Genomic DNA, 23,131 nt, shown 5'->3' with positions numbered 1-23,131 from the left:
GATAATAGCAGGGGTCGGCGGCTTTGGCAGGACAAAAATCAGTAAACAGGGATGAGTCGCACGGTGAGAAACCGGCTTGCCCCCTCTCCCCCGCCACAAACAGCGTGGGCCCGGGGATTGCCCGGGCCCGCTGGTTACGCGACGCGATAAACCGTCAGAGCTGCTTGCCCTGGCTCGCAATCACCTGGCTGTACCAGTGGAAGCTCGCCTTCTTGATCCGGCGAAGGGAGCCCCCCTGCTCGTCACGCTCCACATAGACGAAGCCGTAGCGCTTCTGATAGCCGTTGAGCCAGCTCAGGATGTCGGTGAACGACCAGGCGCAGTAGCCGAGCAATTCCACCCCATCCTGCATCGCCTCCTGGCACGCCTTGACGTGGCTGCGCAGGTAATCGATGCGGTACGCATCATTCACCTTGTCGCCCGCCTCCAGCTTGTCGAACTCGCCAAGACCGTTCTCGGTGATCATCAGCGGCAGACCATAGCGGGAAGAGAGGCGACGCAGGGCGATACGCATCCCGGTCGGATCGATGGCCCAGTCCCAGTTACTGGTCTCAAGGTGCGGATTGGGCGCCGTCTTGTAGAGGCCGGGGATGCCGCTGGACGGTGTAGTGCCCTTCTTGCCGGTGGTGTTGATCCGCTGCAGGGTCTGACCGCCCAAGGGGTTATCTGTGTAGGTCAGGGTGTAGTAGTAGTTGACGCCAATGTAGTCGGGCGTCCCCTCTCGCAGCAACTCCATATCGCCCTGCAGGATCTCCGGCGCCTCGCCGTTTTCTCGCAAGTAAGCGAGCGCCGCCTGCGGATAGCGGCCAAAGCAGTAGGCATCCAGCCACCAGAGGTTGTTGAACTCCTCGGCGTTCTCATAGGCCAGCATATCTTTCGGATCGCACGACGCCGGATAGGCAGGGGAGTAGGCAAAGCTCGGGCCAATCAAGCCATTTGGCACATGCTGGCGAAACGCCTTGATCACTCGGGCATTGGCCAGAAACGCGATGTGGTTGGCGGCAAAAAAGCGCTTGCGATCCTGCACGGCAGGCGGATGGGTGCCGAGCTGATAGGCGTTAGTCAGGTTGTAGTTCTGCTCGTTAAGCGACACCCAGTACTTCACCTTGCCGGCAAAACGCTGATAGAGGGTCACGCAGTAGCGCTCGAAATCCTCGATAATGCGTCGGTCTTCCCAGCCGCCGTACTCATCCTGCAGCGCCTGCGGCAGATCCCAGTGATAAAGGGTCAGTACCGGTTCGATCTGGTGGGCCAAGAGGGTGTCGATCAGCTTCTCGTAGAAGGCCAGCCCCGCCTCGTTCACCTCCCCCCGACCGGTGGGATAGATGCGCGGCCAGCTCACCGAGAAGCGGTAAGCCTTGAGCCCCATCTCGGCCATCAGCGCCACGTCCTCTTCCATGCGGTGGTAGTGATCCACCGCCACATCACCGTTGCTCCCCTCAAAGGTCTTGCCCGGCAGCTTGGTGAAGAGATCCCACACCGAGGGCCCCTTGCCATCGGCATTCCAGCCCCCCTCCACCTGATAGGCTGCGGAGGCGGCGCCCCACAGAAAATCGCTCGGGAAGTCGTTGAACTTGTGGTGATGCATCTGGTGTTGCTCCTTCTGCGCTGATGGTGTCAGCCATCTCTGATAACTCGGCGCCCCTGTGCCGGGACATCCGAAATGAATTGGCATAAGCATCCATCACTTCTAAAATTCCGTCCAATGACAAATTTGACCACTCAACATTCCCAACAGGAATGAAAGGAGCCCTGATGGAGCTACGGGATCTGAAAGCCTTCGTCACTCTGGGGGAGGTACTGCACTTCGGCCAGGCGGCGGTACGTCAACACGTTACCCAGTCGGCCCTGAGCAAACAGATCAGGCGGCTGGAGGAGGAGCTGGGCGGCGAGCTGTTCGAGCGCAACGCCAGTACCACTCGCCTCACCGGACTGGGCAGGGCGCTGTATGAAGATGCCCGCGCTGTGGTCATCCAGAGCGAGCAGCTCTCGCGCACCGCCCGCGACGTGCTGGCGGGCAATGTCGGCACCCTGCGCATCGGCTTTGGCGTGGCCACCAAGATCCTGGTGCCTGCCGCCATCGCCCGCTTTCGCGCCGAGCGACCGCAGGTGACCATAGAGCTCAACGATCTCTCCACCCACCACCAGTTGCTGGCGCTGAGTGAAGGCAAGCTGGACCTCGGTTTTTGCCGCCTGCCCGCCCCCAAGGGGTGGCACGCCCTGCCGGTGGTCGAGGCCCACTTTGTCGCCGTGCTGCCCGCCAGCTACCGCGATGTGAGGGAGTTGGCGGATCTGGTGGACAAGCCGCTGGCGATCCTGCGTCGTGACAAGGCCCCATCCTTTTACGATCACCTGATGAACTATCTGGCCCAGAGCGGGCTGCGTTTTCGCGATATCCAGTACGTCAACGACTTCGCCGCTGGCGTCGCCACCGCGGCAGCCGAGATCGCCTGGACCCTGGTCCCCTCCTCCACCACCATAGAGCACCCGGATGTGCTCACCCTCCCCTTGAGAGACGGGGAAGCCTGCTGGACCATTGGCCTTATCCGTCCTCCCCACAGCAAGGGGCCCTTGATCGATGCCTTCTGGGCAACCATCGCCGATATGACGCCAAGATAGACACGCCGTTGGCAAACCGCAGATGGCGGCAACGCATCAACGATAGCGTTCGACGATACGCGCCAACTCGCCGCTTTGTCGCAGCTGTTGCAGGGCACGGTTGAACTCGGTTATCCGGGTATTGAAGCGGGAGTGCTTGCCGATGCAGAGATTGAACGGGGTAGAGGCAAGCTGCAGCGGCACCTCGACCACCAACCCGGAGAGACCCAGCTGGTTAAGTTTGAAGCGTGCCACCAGTGGGTCTGTCACCATCAGGTCCCCCCGCCCCGCCGCCAGCATTTTGAAGACATTATCGACATTGATGGTGTGATGAACGGTGAAGCCCGCCAGATTATCCTTGCCCCAGCCGTTACCGAAATAGTCGAGAAAGGTAAGTGATTTGAAGTCGCTCAAGCGGCTGGCACGCTGAAAATCGGTCATCCGGGGGTGGCCAAGCCGGGTAAATACCGTCAAAACCGTCGTGGTAACGGGCTCCTCCACCACCAATGTGTAAGAGCGGCGCTCCCGGGTGGCGATGGTGACAAAGCCATCGGCCTGCGCCATCCGCACCAGTTTTTGCGCCCGTTGCCACGGATAACCTTCATGGCGCACCCGCAGCCCCATCTGCGCTGCCACCCGATCCATCACGTCGATCATCAGCCCACGCATCTTGCCCTGTTCGTCACGCCACGAATATGGGGCAAAGTCGTCAAAGTAGACCAGCTTCAACTCGGCCGCTGGTGCCGCCCATGCACTCTGCCACATCAGCAATCCCCACAGGATTGCGCTCCCCAGACTGACTCTCATGGCCGCGACTCCATCCACTTCTGCCAACTCTGAGCCTAGTGCAAAGCGGGCTGCGGCAAGGATAAGAAGCCAGTGAAACAAGTGGCCAACGAAAAAAGAGGGGAAGCAATGGCTTCCCCTCTCTCGTTCGTTTTTCAGCACGCCACCTTATCGATGGCGGCTACGACCTTCTGATCACGCCAGCTCGGCCCGCAGCGCCTTGGTGGCATCGACCATCACCTTGAGGGCGGCCTCAGTCTCTTCCCAGCCGCGGGTCTTGAGGCCGCAATCCGGGTTGACCCAGAGCCGCTCGGCCGGGATCTGTTTGGCCGCCTTGCGCAGCAACCCCTCAATCCAGCTCTGGCTCGGCACGTTCGGCGAGTGGATGTCGTAGACGCCCGGGCCTATCTCGTTGGGGTAGTTGAAGCGCTCGAACGCTTCGAGCAGCTGCATCTGGCTGCGGCTGGTCTCGATGGTGATCACGTCCGCATCCAGCGCCGCCACCGCCTCGATGATGAGGTTGAAGTCGCTGTAGCACATGTGGGTGTGGATCTGGGTGCTGTCCGCCACCGGGCTCGCACTCAGACGGAAGGCGCGCACCGCCCAGTCAAGATAGGCCTGATGATCCTGCTTGCGCAGGGGTAAACCTTCGCGGATCGCCGGTTCGTCGATCTGGATGATCTTGATGCCGGCGGCTTCCAGATCTGCCACCTCGTCGCGAATGGCGAGGCCAATCTGCAGGGCGGATTGCTCGCGGCTCACATCTTCCCGCGGGAAGGACCAGCAGAGGATGGTCACGGGGCCAGTCAGCATCCCCTTGACCGGCTTGTCGGTCAGGCTCTGGGCAAACTTTGTCCACGCCAGGGTCATGGGGGTCGGGCGGTCGATGTCGCGGGTGATCACCGGCGGCTTGACGCAGCGGGAGCCATAGCTCTGTACCCAGCCGAAACGGGTGATGGCAAAGCCATCCAGCAGCTCACCGAAATACTCCACCATGTCGTTGCGCTCAGCCTCACCATGTACCAACACATCCAGCCCGATGGCCTCCTGACGCGCGATGGCATCGCGGATCTCGGCCTTAATGCCAGCCTCGTAGGCGCTGTCATCGATGCGACCAGCGCGCCAATCCTGCCGCAACACCCGGATCTGAGAGGTCTGCGGGAAGGAGCCGATGGTGGTGGTGGGCAGCAGCGGCAGTTTGAGATCCGAGCGCTGCAGCTCGGCCCTGACCGGATAGGGGCTGTGGCGATCAAAATCGCTGTTGGTGAGGCTGGCGAGCCGTGACTGCACCGCTTTTTTGTGCACACGGCTGTCGGACTCCCGATCGACGATGGGCTGGCTGTAGGCGGTGATTTTGTCGAGCTCGCCCCCATCCAGATACTCTTTGAGCAGTCCCAGCTCGAAACATTTTTGCAAGGCGAAGGCGAACCAGCTGCGGGTCTGGGGATCCAGCTCCTGCTCCAGTGTCAAATCCACCGGGCTATGCAGCAATGAGCAGGATGAGGCCACCCATAGCCGCTCGCCGAGTTTGGCTTTCAGTGCACTCAGGGTCGGTGCCAGCTTGGCCAGATTGGCACGCCAGACGTTGCGGCCGTTGATCACCCCGGCTGAGATGACCCACTGAGCGGGCAGATGCGGAACCAGGGTCTCCAACTGCTCGGGGGCGGCCACCAGATCCAGATGCAGGCCATCAACTTTCAGGCTGGTGATGATGTCGCGCTGATGAGCCACCGAGCCGAAATAGGTGGTGAGCAGCAGCTTGCAGGGGCCCGCGAGGCGCTCGTAGGCGTTGAGGTAGGCGAGGCGCCACTCGTCCGGCAGGTCCAGCGTCAGCGCAGGTTCATCGATCTGTACCCACTCCACCCCTTGGGCGGCCAACTTGGCCAGGATCTCCTGATAGACAATCAGCAGACGATCGAGCAGTTCAAGGCGGGAGAAGCCGCTCTCTTTCTCCTTGCCGAGCCACAGATAAGAGACCGGCCCCAGCAGTACCGCCTTGACCGGCAGCCCCAGCACTTTGGCCTCTTCCACCTCGTCAAAAAGCTGGCTCCAGCCCAGCTTGAAGCGCTGATCACGGCTGAACTCCGGCACCAGATAGTGATAGTTGGTGTTGAACCATTTGGTCATCTCGGCGGCGGCCGCCGCCGGGCCGGTCGGCGCACGGCCCCGGGCCACCCGGAACAGGGTGTCGAGATCGGTCTCGCCATGACGGTGGCGGGCAGGCACCGCATCCACCAGCAGGCTGGTACCGAGCACCTGATCGTACCAGGCAAAGTCGCCCACCGGCAGCAGATTGACCCCGGCGCCGTGCTGGGCCTGCCAATGGCGCTCACGCAGCGTCTTGCCCACGGCAACGAGTTCGGCCTGAGTGGTCTCGCCACGCCAGTAGGATTCGAGGGCAAATTTCAGCTCGCGCTTGGCGCCGATACGGGGGAAGCCCAGAGTGTGTGCTCGTGTCATAGGTTCATTTCCTTATGCTCATTCATCTGATGGGAAACTGGATGATTTAGCCATCCAGATGTTTACACATCCAAAATGACAAGATAAGGTGACGCTGGCTATTGAATCCTCTTCAAGTGGCTCTCAAATAATCCTCAACTGACCGCCGGTAAGGTTCACCGCGAGGATACAGAGGCCGATTTTTACAGGTGCAAGAGGTGCCGCAGTCAAGAAGCGCAGCAGGCCACCGCCGGCCGCAACCTCAGCGCATACGCAATCTCACAAGGAGCCATCTTATGGCAGTGCCAAGCAATGCAGGGATAGAGATCAAACACTTGAAAACATTGACCGCGCTGGCCGAGCAGGGCTCGCTGGCCGGTGCGGCGCTGACCCTCAACCTCACCCAGTCCGCCCTCTCCCACCAGCTCAAAGAGCTGGAGACCCGCCTCAATCTGGAGCTCTACCTGCGCAAAAGCCGCCCGCTGGTGCTGACCGCGGCAGGCAGCCAGCTGCTCGTCCTCGCCCGTCAGGTACTGCCCGCCCTGGCCCAGACCGAGAAGCAGTTGCAGGCCCTGCAGAGCGGCGATGCGGGCAGGCTGCATCTGGCGCTCGATTGCCACAGCTGCATCCAGTGGCTGCTGCCGCTGTTGCCCGATTTTCGCCGCCAGTGGCCCGGGGTGGACCTGGAGGTGGAGTCAGTGCCGGGCTTTGATGCCATCAATGCCCTGCTAGGCGGCCAGCTCGATCTGCTGCTCACCTCCGATGTGCAGGCCCGCGGCGATCTCCACTTCGAGCCGCTGTTTGCCTTCGATCTGACTCTGGTGATGGCGCCGGATCATCCCCTCTGCCACCAGAGCCACATCGAGCCGGGCGATCTGGGGGCGGAGGTGCTGCTGGTCTATCCGGTGGAGCGCAGCCGCATGGATATCTTCAGCCGCTTTTTGCAACCCGCCGGGGTGGAGCCCGCCCGCTGCAAGCCGGTGGACAACACCTCGGTGATGCTGCAGATGGCCGCCGCAGGCCTCGGCGTCGCCGCCCTGCCGCGCTGGGCCAGCGACGAGTTTGTCAGACAGGGGATGCTCTGCGCCCGTCCCCTCGGCAGCGGTATTCGTCGCCATATGTATGGCGCGGTGCGGGCCGCCGATCGGGATCAAGCCTGCCTGCAGAGCCTGTTCGAGCGCATTCGCCGCAAGATGGAGGGATAGCCCTCCTCAGCGTGGCTGACCGACCTCTGCCAGCAGTGCAGGCAACTGCGCCTTGATAAAGTCGATGAGGGCCCTGACCGCTGGTGACAGACCGCGCCGCGCGGGATAGAGCATCACCAGCTTGCCATCTTTGGGACGCCACTCTGGCAGCAGTTGTTGCAGCCGCCCATCCGCCAGCTCACTCACGCAGGCGTAAAGTGGCAAGCCCACCATCCCGAGCCCCGCCAGCGCCGCCTGTTTGAGGGTTTGCACATTGTCGCTGCGCAGCAGCGCATTGACCGCCACCTCCTCACTCTCCCCACTGTCGTGCCGCAGCCGCAGCAGATCTGCCTGACGATCCAGCGAGCTGAAAAGCAGGGCATCCTCTCCTTCCAGCTGGCGTGGATGCGCCAGCGCATTGTGGCGCGAGAGCCACGCCGGGGTCGCCAGCACGCCCCACTGCACCGTGCAGAGCGGCACCTGCACCAGACTGGAGGGGGGCTGCTCGAAGGCCACCCCGCGGATCACCACATCCAGCCCCTCCTCCAGCAGATCCAACTGCCGATTGCTGGCTTGCACGGCGAGCCTCACCTTGGGGTATTGGGCCATAAAAACGGGCAACAAGCGGGCAAGCAGCGCATCGGCAATGGTAATGGGCACGCTGATGCGCACCAGGCCGCTCGGCTCCTGCTGCCGTTGCCGCACAGCCGCCTCTCCCGCCTGCACCTCGGCCAGCATCGCCTGACAGTGGCGATAGAGCACCTCACCGGCATCGGTCAGGCTGAGCTGGCGTGAGGTACGTTGCAGCAGCCGGGTATCCAACCGCTCCTCCAGCAGCCGGATCCGGCGCGAGATCCGCGACTTGGGCACGCCAAGCGCCCGCGCGGCGGCAGTGAATCCCTGTCGCTGCACCACATGGGTGAAGAGATAGAGATCATTCAAATCAAGTTCCAGTGGTGTCATCGGGCAGCCTTGGTCAGGGTGAGGTGCATTCACATCGTTCCACCAATAGAACGATAAGAACCTATTTCACCAGATTGTCGCCATTTTTGCAGCCATCATAATGGCCCTGTCCACATCAGACGGTTACTGCGCGGGCAATCCGCCCCACCAGCAAGGGCCGTTTGACTGTTACAATATCACAAGGAGTTCACCATGAAACTGCGACAAATCTGCTCTGCCACCCTGCTCGGTCTGGCGACCCTGACCGCCACGCTGGCCACCACAGCGACACCGGCCATGGCCGCCGAGGCTGCCAGCCATCCGACCGTATCACCCAACCGCTATCTGGAGATGCTCTCCCGAGACAATGCGGTACTGCTGCTGGTCGACCATCAGGTCGGCTTGCTGAGCGGCGTGCGCGACACCACGGTGGGCGAGCTCAAGCACAACGTGGTGGCGCTGGCCAACGCCGCCCGCGCCCTCGGCGTGCCGGTGATCGTGACCGCTACCATGCCCGATGGGATGTGGGGCCCCACCATGCCTGAACTGACCAGTGCCCTGCCGGATGTGAAGGTGATCAACCGCACCGTCATCAACGCCTGGGACGATCCTGCCGTGCGCGCCGCCATTGAGAAGACCGGCCGCAAACAGCTGATCATCGCCGGGGTATCCCTCGAGATCTGCGCCAGCTTCCCGGCCCTCTCAGCCAAGGCTGCCGGCTATGATGCCCGGGTGGTGCTTGATGCCTCCGGCACCTTCAACGAAGCCAAGCGCACCACTGGGCTGCAACGCTTGCTGGGGGCCGGAATCCCGGTCACCGACTACGCCTCTGCCGCGGTCGAGATGCTGCGCAGCAACGTCGACCCCAAGGCGCACGATGTCTACAACGCCCTCGACATGCCTTTCGCCACCCTGGTGTGGCAGATGCAAGAGGGTGCCAAGAAGTCGTAACTCGCCTCGCCTTCGGTCAGATGACCGAAGGCTTCTTTTGTCTTCAAGAGGTTATATCGATGACCAGACGCCTGACTCTCTCCGCCCCCGTCAAGGGCCAACCGCTACGCATTGGCAGCGGCTTTGAAGCCAGCCATTTTGGCGAACACTTTTTCAACGGTCTGATAGACCCCGTGGTGATGGTGGATCACTTCCAGATGACCGCCCCCACCTTCGAGCCCCATCCCCACGCCGGGATCTCTGCCGTCACCTATCTGTTCGAGGACTCGACGAGCCCCCACGTCAACTACGACTCCCTCGGCAATCAGGGCCCCATCGAACCGGGGGCGCTCCACTGGCTGGCGGCCGGGCGCGGGGCCGTACATACCGAGCAGCCGGAAGGGGCATCGCCCTATGTCCACGCCCTGCAGATCTTCGTCAACCTGCCTGCCCGTCAAAAGATGATGTCGCCTTTTGCCGTCCACGCAGCCGCCGCCACCATCCCCGAGTTTCATGGCGAAGGGGTGCGAGTACGGGTGGTCGCAGGCCACAGCAACGGGATAACGGCACCACACTCGGTAGAACTGCCCCAACCCTTTACCCTGCTCGATGGCCATTGCGCGCCCGGCAGCCGCTTCACCCATCTGCTGGCGGCAGGCTGGAATGCCATGATCTATCCCCTGACCGGGTCACTGACCCTGCAGGCGGAGGGAGAGCGGCACCTCATCCCGGCAGGTCACGGGATGGGTGTCAGCCTCTCTGCCGATGGCGGCGAGGCGGTGGCTCTGCAGCTTGAGGCCACCGAGCCCTGCCACTTCGTGCTGCTCTCAGGCCAGGCGCTCAATGAACCCCTGGTCAAACATGGCCCCTTCGTGATGAACAGCCACGACGCCATTGCAGATCGGCTGCATGCCTATCAGCGCGGCGAATTTGGTCAGCTCAACGATGAGTGGCTGCGCAACGGCCAATATCGGCCATGAGCACGCTCATTAGCCACCAGCCACAAAGCACGCGCTGGCCTCTGGTCTTCCTCGCCATTTTTGCCGGTGCCAGCGGCGCCCTCTGCCTTGGCAAAGTGCCCGCCGTACTCGGCATACTGCGCAGCGAGCTGGGGCTGACACTGGTCGAAGCAAGCTATCTCGCCTCAGCTTTCAATACGCTGGCGATCCTCTGCAGTCTCTTTCTCGGCCTGTTGCTGACCCGCTGGAGTGGGCGGCAAACCGGGGTTGTCGGGCTTTTGGTTATCGTCACAGGCGGTGCGTTGGCGCTGCCCGCCACCGGGCTGGCCATGATGCTGCTGTCGCGTATTGTCGAGGGGATTGGCTTTTTGCTGGTCTCGGTGGCCATGCCCGCCTTTATCGTGGCGGTGACCCGGGAGGAGGATAAACGGCTGGCCATAAGCCTGTGGGCAGTCAACCTGCCCCTCGGGGCGGCGGCGGGTATGCTGCTCACTCCCTGGCTCACGGCGCAAGGTGGCTGGCGACTGGCCTGGCTGATCCTGATGATCCCGCAACTCTCTGCCCTGCTGCTTCTGCTCGCCAGTCGCTCGGCAGATGGGCTGCGGGTCGGGGGGCCCCAAAGCGCGGCTAACGCAGGCCGCCCACTGCGCCAGCTCACGGTGCTCCGACAACAGGCACTCTGGCGCTACGGGTTGGCGTTCACGCTCTACAGCCTGATGCTCTGGGCGCTCTTTGTCTGGCTGCCAACCATGTTGCAAGGCACTCCCGGGATTGGCCAAAGCCAGATTGCCCTGCTCTCTGCGCTGGCGGTGGTCGCCAATATTCCCGGCAACCTGATGGGGGCATGGCTGCTGCGCAGGGGCGTAGCGCGAGATCGGCTCATCAGCTGGGCACTGGGCCTGATGGCGCTGTGCGGCATGCTCGCCTTCTGGCCCGGCCTGTCGCCGTGGTGGGCCTATGGACTCTGCCTCGCCCTCTCCCTGGCGGGCGGTATGGCGCCGCCAGCCACCCTCTCGTCTGCGCAGGGAGTGAGTCAGGGGCCGGTGCAACTTGCCATCGTGCAGGGCTTTTTTGTCCAGCTCGCCAACTTCGGTCAGCTGCTTGGCCCCCTGTTGCTGGCGGCCCTGATGACGGACAGCGGCCACTGGGGAAGCGCTCGCTGGCTCTTTCTGGGCGGCTTGCTGCTGGTCGCGCTGCTCTATGCCGCGGGCCACCTGCCGGGCTCAAGCATGGCTGCAAAACAGGCTCGATCGCATTCGCGGCAAGATGGAAGATGACGAATAGAGAGGGAAACATCACAGTTATCGCAGGGAATGCTGGCCGGACAAGAGGCGGTTCAGTATGTTAACTGTTTAATCTTTCTTAACGGTAGCTGCCATGTCTCAAGTCGATCTCAATCTCTTTCGCGTCCTCGATGCGGTGATCCGCTATGGTGGTGTCACCACGGCCGCCGAGATGATGGAGATGACCCCCTCGGCCATCAGTCAGGCCATCAGCCGCCTGACCACTCTGGTGGGCGAGCCGCTGTTTGTCCGCCAGGGACGCGGCATCACCCCCACGGCGCGAGCGCTCAGTCTGCACCACGAGATCATGGTGCCGCTGCACGACATGGAGCGCAGCCTGCAGCGCACCGATCTCTTTGATCCCCAGACCAGTCGGCGCACTTTTCGCATCGCGGGGGTGCCCGATATCGATATCTTCTTCCTGCCGGAGCTCAACAACCTGCTGCAGACCCGAGCCCCCAACTGTCAGCTGGAGTGGAACACCCAGGTGCAGGACGAAGCCCTGCGCCAGAACAGCCTCTATCTGCACAGCGTGGATCTGGTGCTGGCCACCAAGCCGATGGCGGAGCAGGGGATCGAAAACGAGCAGATCATGTCCCAGGCCCTGCGCATCGCCTGTCGCAAGGATCACCCCAGGATCCGCCAGGCCCCCGACATGGCCACCTTCTTCAACGAAAAGCACTTGGTATTGCAAACCAGGCGGCTCGACAGCTTGCTGCTCAACACCCTGACCAAGGCGCCGCTGCCGCCGCGCCAGATTGCCTACGAGAGCGACTCCCTGCTCACCGCCCTTCATCTGGTGAGTCGTACCGACTGGCTCTGCGTCGCCAGCCAGTGGCATATGGAGAAGCTGGGGCAAGCGCTGGATCTGGCCAGCTATCCCCTCCCCTGGCTCTCGGAGGATTGCCCCGTCTACATGAGTTGGCACAAGAGCTCCGGTCAGGATACCGGGCTTAATTGGCTCAAAGATCAGGTGCGGGCCGTCAGTTCGTTTTAAGTATGCTTAACAGTCAAGCATGCCCATCTCCTCATCCGGGCTATCGCTCTTCTCGACAAACCGCCTTATGGATAATCCCCCTTCAGGATAATCGGGGGCCTTTTCTCAACCATTAAGGCGCAGCTCATGACGACATCGTCGTGCCGAAATAGCTGCGCAGTGCCTCCACCACCCGTCGCACTTTCTCCGGGATCTCCCGCTGCGGCGTGATGGCGTGGATCTCCATCGGCTGCACCCGAAAACCAGGCAACAGTTCGAGCAGACGCCCCTGCGCCAGATCCTCGCCAATCTCCCCCTCCGGTTGCAGCGAGATCCCCTGCCCTGCCAGCGCAAACTGGCGCAGGGGCAACACGTTATTGCAGAGCACCTTGGCCTTGAACCTCACCCTGTGCTCGCCCCCCTTCTCATCCTGCAGCAGCAAACCGTTGCCCAGCATGTCGCCACAGAGCCAGTCGTGAGTGGCCAGATCGGCGGGCGTGCGCGGCGTCCCCTTGCGCGCCAGATAGGCGGGGGCGGCGCAGAGCAGCATCCGGGTCTGCCCCAGTTTGCGGGCCACCAGGGTCGAGTCGGGCAAGGTGCCGACCCGCAGCGCCACGTCGATCCGCTCGGCAATCAAATCCCGCTTCTCGTCGTCGGCGATGATCTGGATGGTGAGGCCGGGGTGGGCCTGCAGCAGCGGTGAGAGGGCCAGCGCCAGCGGCTGGCCCGCCATCCCCACCGGGGCAGTGATCCGCACTTCCCCGAGCAGAGCGTCGCGCACCTCCGAGAGGCGCAGCTCGGTCTCGCTCAGAGTCTGCTGCAACGCCCGACACCCTTGCCACACCACCTCTCCCGCCTCGGTCAGACTGAGACGACGGGTGGAGCGATGGAGCAGGGGCAGTCCGAGCAGGCTCTCCAGCTGACTGATATGCTGACTGACGGCGGAGGGGGTCATGCCAAGGGATTTGGCTGCCCCTGTCATGCTGCCCGCTTCCACCACGGCGGCGAAGATGGCGTAACGTCTGAGCTGCTCCATTATTAAATCCAGCTTATAAGTGAATGCATTTTTGAGGTGATTATTAAATCATAAATGGCGGCGTAGGATAGCCCCATTCCAACAGTGAAGGAGAGTTCCCCATGAAGATTGCCCTGATCGGTGCCAGCGGTTTTGTCGGTTCAGCCATCCTGAACGAGGCCATCAGCCGCGGCCATCACGTCACCGCCATCGTCCGCGATGTCAGCAAGGTGGCCGCCCATCCGCAGGTCACCGCCGTGGCGGTGGATGCCCAAAACCCGCAGGCATTGGCCGAGGTGCTCAAGGGGCACGATCGGGTGATCAGCGCCTACAACCCGGGCTGGACCACACCGGATATCTACGACCAGTACCTCAAGGGCGCCAACGCGATCGTCGCAGCAGCCAAAGCGGCCAACAGCTGGCTGCTGGTAGTAGGTGGCGCCGGCAGTCTGGAGGTCGCTCCCGGCGTGCAACTGGTGGATACCCCTGAGTTCCCGGCCGAGTGGAAACAGGGGGCACTGGCGGCCCGCGACGGTCTCACCGCCCTGCGTCGTGAAACCACCCTCGACTGGCGCTTTGTCTCTCCCCCGGTGTTCCTCGAACCGGGCGAGAAGTGCGGTGGCTATCGGATTGGTGGCGATCAGGTGCTGTTCAGCGGCGAACAGCCTGCCGGGATCACCGCCGGTGATCTGGCTGACGGTGTGCTGAACGAGGTGGAAAAACCGGCTCACCAGCGCCAGCGCTTTACCCTGGGTTACTGAGAGCCAGCAATCGGTTAAGGCCAGAATGCGCGGTCACTCACCTACGCTTCCGGTCAGGTGAACACCCGCTCAACCAGAAGGGAGGCATCCGCCTCCCTTCTGTTTTGGTCATTTTTGCCGCTGGCAGCTTGCCTCTGGTTATCACTCTCCCCCTCATCATTGCCCCTTTACCCCACAATGGCTGCGCAAAAAACCTTCAGCCCATCAGTTTCCGAATTACATTTCGAATTTTGTATATAACTAAGAATAATTTGTTGTTTCATTCTTATAACACCGAACAGTAGCATCCCCTTTATCCCAGATGGCGCCACACTGTCGCGCCATCCCGTTTGCCGCTTATCAGGTCTGCCAACAGCGGAGGCAGTGCAAGAGATGGCGCCAGAGATAACGAAAGAGTGAGGAGGTGCACATGGAACATTCACCACTGCCGATCATCGATCTGGCTGCCCTCAAGGGGGCGCCCGAGGTGCGTCGCCCTATGCTGGCCAGGCTGGCCGCGGCCGCCCGCGATGTGGGCTTTTTCTATCTGGTCGGCCACGGCTTGAGCAAGGTTGAGATGCTAGAGACCCTGGCGCTGGCAGAGCGCTTCTTTGCTCTGCCGGAGCAGGAGAAGCTGACGGTGCAGATGGTCAACAGCCCCCACTTTCGCGGCTACAACCGGGTCGGTGCCGAGCTGACCCGCCAGCGGCCGGATCTGCGAGAGCAGTTCGATATCATGAATGAGGCGCAAGCCCTGCCTGCGGCCTTGATCCGTGAACCCTGGCAGCGGCTGATCGGCCCCAACCAGTGGCCGACCGCCCTGCCCGAGATGAAAGGCCATCTGCTGGCGTGGCAGGATCGGCTGAGCGGTATCACCCTCACCCTGCTCGCCGCTTTTGCCGAGGTGCTGGCACAACCGGCCAACGTGTTTGACGACAGTATTCGCGGCGCCCCCTACCAGCACATGAAGCTGATTCACTACCCGGGGCAAGAGGCGGGTGGCAGCAGTCAGGGGGTCGGCGCCCACAAGGATCCTGGCTACCTGACGCTGGTGATGCAGGACAATCACTCGGGGCTTGAGGTCGAGACGGCCGACGGCTGGATCTCCGCGCCCCCCCTGCCGGGAGCGCTGGTGGTCAATATCGGCGAGCTGCTGGAGCTAGCCTCCAACGGCTATCTCAAGGCGACCCTGCATCGGGTGGTGAGCCCGCCGTCCGGCGTATCGCGCCTCTCCTGCGCCTTCTTTATGGCGGCGCGGCTCGATGCCACCGTGCCACTGCTCAGCCTCTCCCCCGCGCTGGCAGCGCAGGCGCAAGGGCCGGAGAGTGACCCGACCAACCCGCTCTTCTATCAGGTGGGGGAGAACGTGCTGAAAGGGCGGCTGCGCTCCCACCCGGATGTGGCGGCCCGCAACTATGGGGAACCCGCTCGCCTCCCGCGCACTGAAAGCGAAGCGATACCGGCCTGAACAGCGCAGAGATCCGCCGGCGGGTATATGCATAAGCCACAGCCGCGTGCACATACCCGCGCTGACAAACACAACAAGCAACGAACGACAAAACAAGTCATGGCCAGAGCCTGGCCATCACGGAGCAACACGATGAAATTCAAGACCATGAGCGTACACAGCGGCCAGCGGATCGACCCCCAGACCGGCGCCCTCACCACCCCGCTCTACCAGAGCAGCACCTTCAGCTACTTCAACGCTCAAGCGGGCAAGGAGCGCTTTGCAGGTCAGGCCCCCGGCTTTATCTACAGCCGCTTTGGCAACCCCACCACTGCCGAGCTGGAGCAGAAGCTGGCGGCGCTGGAAGGGGCTGACGAAGCGCTAGTGGTGGCGAGCGGCATGGCGGCGGTGAGCGCCATCATGTATGCCCTGGCCGACAGCGGCGATGAGGTAGGCTATATCGGCCCGCTCTACGGCGGCACCGATGAGTTCCTCAAGCAGACCTTCAGCCGTGCCGGCATCAAGGTCACCGCCTACGAGAGCGATCGGGATCTGCTGGCCAACATCCGCCCTGCTACCAAGGTGGTACTGTTCGAAACCCTGACCAACCCCACTCTCAAGGTGGTGGATCCGCGGCTGGTGGTGGAAGCGGCCCGCAAGGTGGGCGCCATCACAGTGTGTGACAACACCTTCCTCACCCCCTACCTGCTGCGTCCGCTGGAGCTCGGTGTCGACGTGGTGATGCACAGCGGTACCAAATATCTGGGTGGCCACGGCGACATCATCGCCGGGGTGGTGGCGGGCTCCCACGCTCTGATGAAGTCGATCCGCACCGTGGCCCTCAAGCATATCGGTTCTCCCATTGGCCCACAGGAGGCCTACCTGCTGCAGCGCGGGGTCAAGACCCTGCCGCTGCGGATGGATGCCCACCTGCACAATGCCCAGAAAGTGGCCGAGTTTCTGGCCGCCCACCCGGCAGTGAAGAAGGTGATCTACCCGGGGCTTGCCAATCATCCGGGCCACGATGCTCTCAGCGCCTTCGCCAGCGGCTTTGGCGGCATGGTGAGCATCGAGCTGGAGGGCGGGTTTGAGCGCTGCGCCACCCTGCTCGATAACCTGCAGCTGTTCGTGCAGGCGGTGAGTCTGGGGGATCTCGAGAGTCTCGCTTGCCATCCGGCCAGTACCACCCACGCCGCCATGGACGAGGCGAGCCGCCTCGCTGCCGGAGTCAACGACGACCTCATCCGCTTCAGCATCGGGGTGGAAGATGCGGACGATCTGATCGCCGATCTGGCCACCGCGCTGGCACAGATCTAACCGGGAGCACACATCTCACTTGCCCGCCAAATGGCGGCGAGTGAGATGCCCCAAACACAACAACGGCCCATCAAGGGCCGTTGTTGTTTGTTGCGCTATGGAAAGACGGGATTTACTCCTCCCACACCACCACCTGGGATGAGGGCCAGCGATCCCCGACCTGGGCGTACTTTTGCTCCAGCAGGTGACGCTTGATCTTCATGGTGGGGGTCAGCACGCCGTTTTCGATATTCCAGGGAGTCTTCACTACCAGAATGCCGCGAATTTTGGCATGAGATTCCAGCTGATCGTTGACCCGTACCCGCGCCGCTTCCAGTCTGGCGTTGACCTCCTCACGATTGCCCTTCATGGCACTCTCGGCCAGCTGCACCAGCGCAATGGGCTGCGGCATGCCGTAACCAATCACGCAGAGCTGTTCGATAATGGGCTCCTGCCCCAGCAGCCCCTCGATGGGCACCGGCGCCACATACTTGCCCTTGGCGGTCTTGAACACATCCTTCATCCGGCCGGTGATGGTGAGATAACCCTCCTTGTCCAGCTTGCCCATATCGCCGGTGTGGAGCCACCCCTCGGCATCGATGGCCTCGGCGCTGTGCTCGGGATCCTTGTAGTAACCCAGCATCATCCCTTCGCAGCGGCAGAGGATCTCCCCCTCGTCGGAGATCTTGATGGTCACCCCAATCCCCGCCTTTCCGACGGTGCCGATCTTGTCGGCGCGGAACGGGTAGTTGATGGTGGAGTAGGCGTGGTTCTCGGTCATACCCCAGGCTTCAGTCACCTTGAGGCCGATGCTCAGATACCACTCAAGCAGCGCAGGGGAGACAGGCGCAGAACCGCAGCCCAACACCCGGGCCTGATCCAGTCCCAACCCCTTTTGCAGCTTGCGTTTGATAAGGCCGGAGATAAGCGGGATCTTGAGCAGCAGTTCAAGTTTCTTCTGGGGCAGCTTCTCGTGGATCTTGATGCGGAACATGGCCCACAGCCGTGGTACCGAGATAAAGACGGTGGGACGGCAACGTTTGACATCTTCGATAAAGGTATCGAGGGATTCGGGGAAGGCGATGGTAGCGCCGCCATAGAGACTACCGCCGTAGATGTAGACCCGCTCGGTAATGTGGGCCAGCGGCAGGTAGGAGAAGCCCCGATCGGCCTGGCTCAGGCTCACCGTCTCCACCAGCTTCTCGCACGACCAGGCGTAGCGCTCGACGCTCAGCATGGCCCCTTTCGGCTTGCCGGTGCTGCCGGAGGTGTAGACAAGACTCAGCAGGGAGTCAGAGGCCTGCACCGGGCTGTCAGGGATCGGCTCGTGCGCCTCCAGCAGGTCATCCCACTGGTGGCTGGCCGGCATGGTGTCGTAGGGGAAGGCGATACGCAGCAGATCGGCGGGTACGCCCGCCTCCTGACTCTTCCAGTCATCCAGCTTGCCGACGAAGATCGCCTTGGCCTCGCTGTGGCGCAGCACATATTCGATGGTGTCGACGTTGGCAGTCGGGTAGATGGGCACGCTCACATACTGCCCCATCTGCATCGCCAGATCGGCGATAAACCACTGGGCGCAGTTCTTGGAGAGCAGCGCCACCTTGTCACCGGCCACCAGACCGAGGTGACGCAAGGCCGTCACCATCCGCCGCGCTTCATCGGCCACTTCACCCCAGGTGAAATCGACATATTCGCGGTTGATGGTTTGACGCAGGTAGGTTCGATCAGGACACTGCCGCTCCCAGTGATAGAGCATCTCGAGCGGCAGTTTATTGGCAATGCGTGAGGAGGAGGCCATAGTTTAATCCCTGAAACAAAAGGCGAAACTTATTATTAACCTTTCACTAACTTCAGGGGAAGAATAAACTCAAACTTCAGTTTGAATTGTGTATCCGATCAAGCTTCTGCGTCTTGTTGCAAACGACTCCACATCGCCTGCACCAGTTTTTCATCCTCTTCAGAAAGCTCACCTTGCAAGATCGCCTCGTTGAGGCTGCGCAGCACATAGCTCTTGACGTCCCGCACCAGGGTCTTGCCTTCCAGCTCGGCCCGGGCAACGGCCAATGAGATATGACCTCGCAGGTAACCCCCCGCAAACAGCTCATCGTCGGTCGCGGTAGCAACCATGCTGTCGATCAGTCCCAACAACTTGTGCTCAAAATCGTGAATCGTCATGTAACGCAGCCTCATTTGCGGCAAAAAATTCGGGGGTATGGAACCGCAATCCGGTTGATTGCAGCTCTCTGGCGCCAGGCCAGCAGCGTCCTTGGCGTCCTATTCCGGGTTGGCCACCGGGTAGATGACCTGATCCTTGTATCCCGTGGTTATTCGCAGATAACCACGCAACGCCCGGTTTAACTCGGTATCATCGGTGTCCACCAGCAGCGGCCTGCCCGCAAGGGCGGCAAGCTTGGCTTTGGTTGCCAGCACCTGGATATTGTCCAGCCCGACACACCGAATCACCTCGGGACTCAATTGCTGATTTCCGCGCCCGAACAGATGTCCCTGTCCGCCTATCAGGGTAATGATCAGTCGGCAGCGACGGCCGCGGATCCGGGTCAGGATCTCGGCGGCGCTGAGATCCTGCCCGATAAGTCGGCCATTTTCCACCAGATCCACACCGAGCAAAGTATTTTCCAGACCGAGCTCTGCCATACAGGCTGCCACCGTGCTGCCGGAGCCCATCAGATAGAGGGTATCGGGCTCCATCTGCTCCACCACACCGGCGGCGAGATCCGCCAACACCAGCTCTTCGGACTCCTTTCCCCCCTGCTTGACCGCCTGCACATAACGCAGATCACCGGGCACCTTCAGCTGGCCGTAGTGGCGGGCCCGCACCTTGCCCGCGCGAAACGCCTCCTCGTCGATGTCGCGCACCTCGGCATCGATCAGGCTGAGCAATTCCCCTGCGATCATCCGCGCCACCACCCGCCCGCTGGCTGCGGAGGTCACCCCGTAGACGCCGGAGTGGATCTTGCACCCCGCCGGAATGCCGAGCACATGGCAAGACTCCCCCACCGCGGCGCAGATATCCCGCGCCGTGCCATCGCCACCGGCAAACAGCAGCAGATCGACCCCGGCTTCGCGCATCAGCTCGGCAGCGTGGCGGGTATCGTCAGCCGAGGTGCTATCCCCGGCCGGTTGATAGATGATCCGACAGGGCAACCCCAGCTCGCGGGCCACCGCCTCCCCCATCTCTCCCGCCACCGTCAGCAGTTCGAACGGGACGCTCAGCTCGCACAGTGGCAACAAGGCTTGCCGCGCCCGCTCCTGCGCCTTGGGCACGGCACCACGAGCAAGCGCCTCATCCACCACGCCGTCACTGCCCTTGAGCCCCACTGCGCCGCCAATCCCGGCGACCGGATTAATAATGAACCCTAATCGAAACATGCCAGCCTCCCTTGCGATGGCCACCATTTTTATCTTTTCCCCCCTCTGGGACAAGCAGTGGCGCCCCTGCTAGAATGCGCTGCTTCAATTTTCCAACCAATTTTCAACCAAGGTTCAATCATGCTGGAATGGGTTCTTGATCCCTCTGCCTGGGTCGCACTCGCCACCCTTACCCTGCTCGAGATCGTGCTGGGCATCGACAACATCATCTTTATCTCCATCCTGGTGGGTCGCCTGCCGGAGGCGCAGCGTCAAAAAGCGCGCATTCTGGGTCTGGGGCTCGCCATGGGTACCCGGATCCTGCTGCTGCTCTCGCTGGCCTGGGTGATGCGCCTCACCGATCCGCTCTTCACCGTGCTGGGTGAAGCCATCTCCGGCCGCGATCTGATCCTGCTGCTGGGGGGCCTGTTCCTCATCGGCAAGAGTGCTCACGAGATCCACGTCACCCTGGAAGGGGCAGCCGAGCCGGAGAGCGTCAGCAAAGCGGCCTCAGGCTTTATCAGCACCCTGATCCAGATCGCCATCCTCGATATCGTGTTCAGCCTCGACTCGGTGATCACCGCGGTCGGCATGGCCGATCACGTGCCGGTGATGGTGCTGGCCATCATGATCGCCGTCCTCATCATGATGTTTGCCGCCAAATCCATCGGTGATTTTGTCGATGCCCACCCCACCATCAAGATGCTGGCTCTCTCCTTCCTCACCCTTGTTGGTTTCGCCCTGATGGCGGAGGGGATGGACCTGCACATTCCGAAGGGATACATCTACTTCGCCATGGCCTTCTCGCTGGTGGTGGAGATGATCAACATCCGCCTGCGCAGCCATCACGACAATAACGGGCAAAATAGCGCGCAGTAACCCTGCCCCCACATGCCCTCGCGACCCCAGCTGTCGCGATCAAAAAGAGCGCCGGTCGGGCGCTCTTTTTTTATGGGTAACGAAACGATGAAAGGGTTATTGATCGCTGATGACTATGGCAACCCGGCGGTTGGCGGCCCGGCCCTCTCTGGTCTTGTTATCCGCCAGCGGCATGGTCTCGCCACGGCCATGGATCTCCAGATTGGCCGGCTTCATGCCGACCGAGACCAGCACATCGGCCACCGACTGGGCCCGCTTCAGGGAGAGCTGCTGGTTGTAGCTGCTCTCGCCGGTATTATCGGTGTGCCCATCCACCCGCGCCTTGTCCAACCCTACGCCAAGCAGTGTTTTACCCAGTTTTTCAACGGATTGGCGAGTCTGGGGATTGAGCGCCCCCACGTTGTTGGCAAACAGCACCCGGTTGGCCAGATCCAGCGTCCACCCCTCATCGGTCAGATAAAAGCCCTGCTCCTTGAGCACGGCGATTTGCTCCGGGGTCAACCCTTTGGGCGCGCTCTGGCAACCGGCCAGCAGCGACAACATCAACCCCAGCAGGGTCACTTTCAACAGGTGGGTGATCTTCATGATTTGCTCCTTGTTTATGTTGTTATTCTTGCCAGTCAGGTGATGGTTTGCTGTTCGCTGCGGCGCGCCCGTTTCGCCAGATACATGGCTGCATCGGCCTGATCACACAGCACGCTGGCACTCATGCCCGCCTGATAGACGGCGAAGCCGACACTCACCTCTGCCACCAGCTGACGACCGTCACGCAGCGCCACCGGTTCGCTCATCGCCTGCTGGATGCGGCCAATCACCTCTTCCACCTCATGCTGTCGCTGGAGTGGGCCAACCAGCACCGCAAACTCGTCACCACCGAGGCGAAACACCAGATCATCCGGACGCAGCTGATGTTGTACCCGTCTTGAGAGCGCGATCAGCACATCGTCACCGGCGTTGTGCCCCAGCGTGTCATTAATTTGCTTAAAGCGATCGCAGTCGAGATAGAGCAGCGCAAATCCCTCTTGCTCGCCGAGGGAGATGGCCTGCGCGAGCCGCGCTTCAAACAGGGCGCGATTGGGCAGTCCGGTGAGGGCATCGTGAGTCGCCTGATGGAGCAGGCTGGCATTTTCGCGGGCTTGCTGGGCCTGCCAGGCTTGCAGCTCGTCCAGCAGGGAGTTGAAGTCATCCCCCAGCTCGTTAATCTCGACGATATCGGCCGGTGGCGCCCGCATCCCCAGGGTGCGCTGTCGACGTACCGAGTGGGCGACAAGTGCCAGTTTGCGCAGCGGTGCGGTGATGGAGACCTGCATCCGGTCGGCCACATAGAGTGCCACCATGGCGCTCAGCATCAGGCAAACCACCATCACCAGCAGCGCCGAGAGCAAAAACAGCAACAGATATTCACCGTGGCCGCGCAGCTCGATGGTGGCGATCTGCTCGCCACCCCGCAGCATGGGGAGTTTGACAGGCCCTGGCATCAGCAGTTGGGCCAGATAGTCTTCGAGCGTAACCAGCGGGTTGCTTCTGGGGCGCTCCCAACTGGCGAGCAGCTGACCATTGGTCAGCACGATAGTGGCTTCGGCCACCTCTTCCTTGGCAACGATGCCACTGAGTGCCTCGCTCGCCGCCTCCTCATCGTGGAACACCACCGCCGCCTCGGCGCTGTAGCTGATGGCGCGGGCTACCAGCTCCAGATTGTGGTCGGCGTAAAAACGCACTACCAGCAGGGCCACCAGAGTAAAAAAGAGTCCCGCCACGCTGACGGCTGTGATGGCGGCCACCAGATGGGTTCGCCCCAGGCTCTGACGCAGGGTCAGACGGCGGGGAGCCGCGCTCACCTGTCGTCTCATGGGACCACCTTGTCGGCATGGGCCAGCTTGAGCACGGCGGGATGCACCCGCACTCCGCTCAGGGCCAGGGCATCGAGGTTCACTTTAAACCGCACCCGCACGCTGTCCGGCGAGGTCTGCAGGCAGAACACCGAGCTGGTGGAGCAGTCGTGGTTGTATTCGCTGATGCTGAGCACTGGGTGTCCCTGCAGGCGGGCAAACAGCGCAATCCGGGTCGGCTCGTCGAGCACTCCCAGATAGAGCACATCGCAGTGATCGCTGATGGCCGGATCGCTCGCCTCGTAACGATGGACCTGCACGGTACGGCCATTGGCTTGACGATCGATGGTAAAGAGGGCGCCGGCCTTAACCATCCCCTCATATGAGCGAGGCGTGGCGCGGCTTCTGAGGTATGATCGCCATCCTTGACCAGCTAATACCCAACAGACTATCCCCATG

Annotated in this window: 20 protein-coding genes and 1 pseudogene; 10 read left to right on the top strand and 11 right to left on the bottom strand. The window is 61.9% G+C overall.

The window, feature by feature from the left end:
- Positions 1-154: 154 nt before the first annotated feature.
- Positions 155-1,588 (bottom strand): glycoside hydrolase family 1 protein, encoded by a 1,434-nt coding sequence (locus tag AB5Y90_RS14685; RefSeq protein ID WP_368167088.1) that lies wholly within the window; start codon positions 1,586-1,588, stop codon positions 155-157.
- A gap of 167 nt (positions 1,589-1,755) precedes the next feature.
- On the opposite strand from AB5Y90_RS14685, the gene AB5Y90_RS14680 reads away from it, so the two are divergent.
- Positions 1,756-2,619 carry a LysR family transcriptional regulator gene (locus AB5Y90_RS14680; protein WP_021231364.1) on the top strand — a complete coding sequence of 288 codons (864 nt, stop codon included), beginning with the start codon at positions 1,756-1,758 and terminating at the stop codon, positions 2,617-2,619.
- 36 nt (positions 2,620-2,655) lie between these two features.
- Here AB5Y90_RS14680 and AB5Y90_RS14675 read toward each other — a convergent pair whose 3' ends face one another.
- Both AB5Y90_RS14675 and metE read right to left on the bottom strand, forming a co-directional pair.
- Positions 2,656-3,405, bottom strand: a complete 750-nt coding sequence (locus AB5Y90_RS14675; protein ID WP_368167086.1) for a substrate-binding periplasmic protein — start codon at positions 3,403-3,405, stop codon at positions 2,656-2,658.
- A 174-nt stretch (positions 3,406-3,579) separates the two neighbouring features.
- On the bottom strand, positions 3,580-5,844 hold the full coding sequence (gene metE, locus AB5Y90_RS14670; protein ID WP_368167085.1) for a 5-methyltetrahydropteroyltriglutamate--homocysteine S-methyltransferase: 2,265 nt from the start codon (positions 5,842-5,844) through the stop codon (positions 3,580-3,582).
- Positions 5,845-6,119: 275 nt separating this feature from the next.
- Between metE and AB5Y90_RS14665 the strand changes: the two genes are divergently transcribed.
- On the top strand, positions 6,120-7,028 hold the full coding sequence (locus tag AB5Y90_RS14665) for a LysR substrate-binding domain-containing protein (RefSeq protein ID WP_368167083.1): 909 nt from the start codon (positions 6,120-6,122) through the stop codon (positions 7,026-7,028).
- A gap of 6 nt (positions 7,029-7,034) precedes the next feature.
- On the opposite strand, the gene AB5Y90_RS14660 is transcribed toward AB5Y90_RS14665, so the two are convergent.
- A complete protein-coding gene (locus tag AB5Y90_RS14660) occupies positions 7,035-7,970 on the bottom strand; it encodes a LysR substrate-binding domain-containing protein (RefSeq protein WP_368167081.1) in 936 nt (311 codons plus the stop codon).
- 192 nt (positions 7,971-8,162) lie between these two features.
- Between AB5Y90_RS14660 and AB5Y90_RS14655 the strand changes: the two genes are divergently transcribed.
- The 4 genes from AB5Y90_RS14655 (at position 8,163) to AB5Y90_RS14640 (ending at position 12,118) form a co-directional block, all read left to right on the top strand.
- The gene (locus tag AB5Y90_RS14655) at positions 8,163-8,900 is read left to right on the top strand and encodes an isochorismatase family protein (protein WP_139435419.1); all 738 of its coding nucleotides are present in this window, start codon (positions 8,163-8,165) and stop codon (positions 8,898-8,900) included.
- Between the two features lie 59 nt (positions 8,901-8,959).
- Positions 8,960-9,859 carry a pirin family protein gene (locus AB5Y90_RS14650; protein WP_216955407.1) on the top strand — a complete coding sequence of 300 codons (900 nt, stop codon included), beginning with the start codon at positions 8,960-8,962 and terminating at the stop codon, positions 9,857-9,859.
- On the top strand, positions 9,856-11,115 hold the full coding sequence (locus tag AB5Y90_RS14645) for a CynX/NimT family MFS transporter (RefSeq protein ID WP_368167079.1): 1,260 nt from the start codon (positions 9,856-9,858) through the stop codon (positions 11,113-11,115). The genes AB5Y90_RS14650 and AB5Y90_RS14645 overlap by 4 nt, the downstream gene beginning before the upstream one ends.
- A 100-nt stretch (positions 11,116-11,215) precedes the next feature.
- Complete coding sequence (locus AB5Y90_RS14640; protein WP_368167077.1) at positions 11,216-12,118, top strand: LysR family transcriptional regulator; 903 nt, start codon at positions 11,216-11,218, stop codon at positions 12,116-12,118.
- Between the two features lie 124 nt (positions 12,119-12,242).
- Here the strand turns inward: AB5Y90_RS14640 and AB5Y90_RS14635 are convergent, their stop codons facing one another.
- Positions 12,243-13,133 (bottom strand): LysR family transcriptional regulator, encoded by an 891-nt coding sequence (locus AB5Y90_RS14635; protein ID WP_139731009.1) that lies wholly within the window; start codon positions 13,131-13,133, stop codon positions 12,243-12,245.
- Positions 13,134-13,234: 101 nt separating this feature from the next.
- Between AB5Y90_RS14635 and AB5Y90_RS14630 the strand changes: the two genes are divergently transcribed.
- From AB5Y90_RS14630 to AB5Y90_RS14620, 3 genes are all read left to right on the top strand, one after another.
- Entirely contained in the window at positions 13,235-13,873 is a 639-nt protein-coding gene (locus AB5Y90_RS14630; RefSeq protein ID WP_368167076.1) for an NAD(P)-dependent oxidoreductase, read from the top strand.
- A 409-nt stretch (positions 13,874-14,282) separates the two neighbouring features.
- Positions 14,283-15,320 carry an isopenicillin N synthase family dioxygenase gene (locus AB5Y90_RS14625; RefSeq protein ID WP_368167074.1) on the top strand — a complete coding sequence of 346 codons (1,038 nt, stop codon included), beginning with the start codon at positions 14,283-14,285 and terminating at the stop codon, positions 15,318-15,320.
- 132 nt (positions 15,321-15,452) lie between these two features.
- Positions 15,453-16,616 (top strand): PLP-dependent aspartate aminotransferase family protein, encoded by a 1,164-nt coding sequence (locus tag AB5Y90_RS14620; protein WP_368167073.1) that lies wholly within the window; start codon positions 15,453-15,455, stop codon positions 16,614-16,616.
- 112 nt (positions 16,617-16,728) lie between these two features.
- Here the strand turns inward: AB5Y90_RS14620 and AB5Y90_RS14615 are convergent, their stop codons facing one another.
- The 3 genes from AB5Y90_RS14615 to AB5Y90_RS14605 all read right to left on the bottom strand — a co-directional run bounded on the left by AB5Y90_RS14615 (position 16,729) and on the right by AB5Y90_RS14605 (position 19,985).
- Positions 16,729-18,393 (bottom strand): AMP-binding protein, encoded by a 1,665-nt coding sequence (locus AB5Y90_RS14615; protein ID WP_368167071.1) that lies wholly within the window; start codon positions 18,391-18,393, stop codon positions 16,729-16,731.
- A gap of 98 nt (positions 18,394-18,491) precedes the next feature.
- Entirely contained in the window at positions 18,492-18,770 is a 279-nt protein-coding gene (locus tag AB5Y90_RS14610) for a YfcL family protein (RefSeq protein WP_005333639.1), read from the bottom strand.
- A gap of 99 nt (positions 18,771-18,869) precedes the next feature.
- Positions 18,870-19,985, bottom strand: coding sequence for an ATP-NAD kinase family protein (locus tag AB5Y90_RS14605; protein WP_368167069.1), 1,116 nt, complete (start codon positions 19,983-19,985; stop codon positions 18,870-18,872).
- Positions 19,986-20,105: 120 nt separating this feature from the next.
- Here AB5Y90_RS14605 and AB5Y90_RS14600 point away from each other — a divergent pair, with 120 nt between their 5' ends.
- Positions 20,106-20,843 (top strand): TerC family protein, encoded by a 738-nt coding sequence (locus tag AB5Y90_RS14600; protein ID WP_058056946.1) that lies wholly within the window; start codon positions 20,106-20,108, stop codon positions 20,841-20,843.
- A 96-nt stretch (positions 20,844-20,939) separates the two neighbouring features.
- Here AB5Y90_RS14600 and AB5Y90_RS14595 read toward each other — a convergent pair whose 3' ends face one another.
- The 3 genes and pseudogenes from AB5Y90_RS14595 to AB5Y90_RS14585 all read right to left on the bottom strand — a co-directional run.
- Positions 20,940-21,428, bottom strand: a complete 489-nt coding sequence (locus AB5Y90_RS14595; RefSeq protein WP_005333642.1) for an OmpA family protein — start codon at positions 21,426-21,428, stop codon at positions 20,940-20,942.
- A 35-nt stretch (positions 21,429-21,463) separates the two neighbouring features.
- Complete coding sequence (locus tag AB5Y90_RS14590; RefSeq protein WP_368167067.1) at positions 21,464-22,693, bottom strand: diguanylate cyclase; 1,230 nt, start codon at positions 22,691-22,693, stop codon at positions 21,464-21,466.
- Positions 22,690-23,037, bottom strand: a pseudogene (locus AB5Y90_RS14585) (YfiR family protein); the annotation flags it as partial. The gene AB5Y90_RS14590 and the pseudogene AB5Y90_RS14585, both read right to left, overlap by 4 nt.
- Between the last annotated feature and the right edge of the window lie 94 nt (positions 23,038-23,131).

The sequence above is a fragment of the Aeromonas sp. R4-1 genome (genome assembly GCF_040908325.1).
GTDB lineage: Bacteria > Pseudomonadota > Gammaproteobacteria > Enterobacterales > Aeromonadaceae > Aeromonas > Aeromonas veronii.
The sequence above is the reverse complement of the archived record's forward strand: the minus strand, read 5'-3'. Positions and strand labels throughout refer to the sequence as shown.

What these genes read in the sequence shown, in the direction of transcription:
- AB5Y90_RS14685 (WP_368167088.1), bottom strand. Translation starts at nt 1,588, where the DNA reads ATGCATCACCACAAGTTCAACGACTTCCCGAGCGATTTTCTGTGGGGC.
- AB5Y90_RS14680 (WP_021231364.1), top strand. Translation starts at nt 1,756, where the DNA reads ATGGAGCTACGGGATCTGAAAGCCTTCGTCACTCTGGGGGAGGTACTG.
- AB5Y90_RS14675 (WP_368167086.1), bottom strand. Translation starts at nt 3,405, where the DNA reads ATGAGAGTCAGTCTGGGGAGCGCAATCCTGTGGGGATTGCTGATGTGG.
- metE (WP_368167085.1), bottom strand. Translation starts at nt 5,844, where the DNA reads ATGACACGAGCACACACTCTGGGCTTCCCCCGTATCGGCGCCAAGCGC.
- AB5Y90_RS14665 (WP_368167083.1), top strand. Translation starts at nt 6,120, where the DNA reads ATGGCAGTGCCAAGCAATGCAGGGATAGAGATCAAACACTTGAAAACA.
- AB5Y90_RS14660 (WP_368167081.1), bottom strand. Translation starts at nt 7,970, where the DNA reads ATGACACCACTGGAACTTGATTTGAATGATCTCTATCTCTTCACCCAT.
- AB5Y90_RS14655 (WP_139435419.1), top strand. Translation starts at nt 8,163, where the DNA reads ATGAAACTGCGACAAATCTGCTCTGCCACCCTGCTCGGTCTGGCGACC.
- AB5Y90_RS14650 (WP_216955407.1), top strand. Translation starts at nt 8,960, where the DNA reads ATGACCAGACGCCTGACTCTCTCCGCCCCCGTCAAGGGCCAACCGCTA.
- AB5Y90_RS14645 (WP_368167079.1), top strand. Translation starts at nt 9,856, where the DNA reads ATGAGCACGCTCATTAGCCACCAGCCACAAAGCACGCGCTGGCCTCTG.
- AB5Y90_RS14640 (WP_368167077.1), top strand. Translation starts at nt 11,216, where the DNA reads ATGTCTCAAGTCGATCTCAATCTCTTTCGCGTCCTCGATGCGGTGATC.
- AB5Y90_RS14635 (WP_139731009.1), bottom strand. Translation starts at nt 13,133, where the DNA reads ATGGAGCAGCTCAGACGTTACGCCATCTTCGCCGCCGTGGTGGAAGCG.
- AB5Y90_RS14630 (WP_368167076.1), top strand. Translation starts at nt 13,235, where the DNA reads ATGAAGATTGCCCTGATCGGTGCCAGCGGTTTTGTCGGTTCAGCCATC.
- AB5Y90_RS14625 (WP_368167074.1), top strand. Translation starts at nt 14,283, where the DNA reads ATGGAACATTCACCACTGCCGATCATCGATCTGGCTGCCCTCAAGGGG.
- AB5Y90_RS14620 (WP_368167073.1), top strand. Translation starts at nt 15,453, where the DNA reads ATGAAATTCAAGACCATGAGCGTACACAGCGGCCAGCGGATCGACCCC.
- AB5Y90_RS14615 (WP_368167071.1), bottom strand. Translation starts at nt 18,393, where the DNA reads ATGGCCTCCTCCTCACGCATTGCCAATAAACTGCCGCTCGAGATGCTC.
- AB5Y90_RS14610 (WP_005333639.1), bottom strand. Translation starts at nt 18,770, where the DNA reads ATGACGATTCACGATTTTGAGCACAAGTTGTTGGGACTGATCGACAGC.
- AB5Y90_RS14605 (WP_368167069.1), bottom strand. Translation starts at nt 19,985, where the DNA reads ATGTTTCGATTAGGGTTCATTATTAATCCGGTCGCCGGGATTGGCGGC.
- AB5Y90_RS14600 (WP_058056946.1), top strand. Translation starts at nt 20,106, where the DNA reads ATGCTGGAATGGGTTCTTGATCCCTCTGCCTGGGTCGCACTCGCCACC.
- AB5Y90_RS14595 (WP_005333642.1), bottom strand. Translation starts at nt 21,428, where the DNA reads ATGAAGATCACCCACCTGTTGAAAGTGACCCTGCTGGGGTTGATGTTG.
- AB5Y90_RS14590 (WP_368167067.1), bottom strand. Translation starts at nt 22,693, where the DNA reads ATGAGACGACAGGTGAGCGCGGCTCCCCGCCGTCTGACCCTGCGTCAG.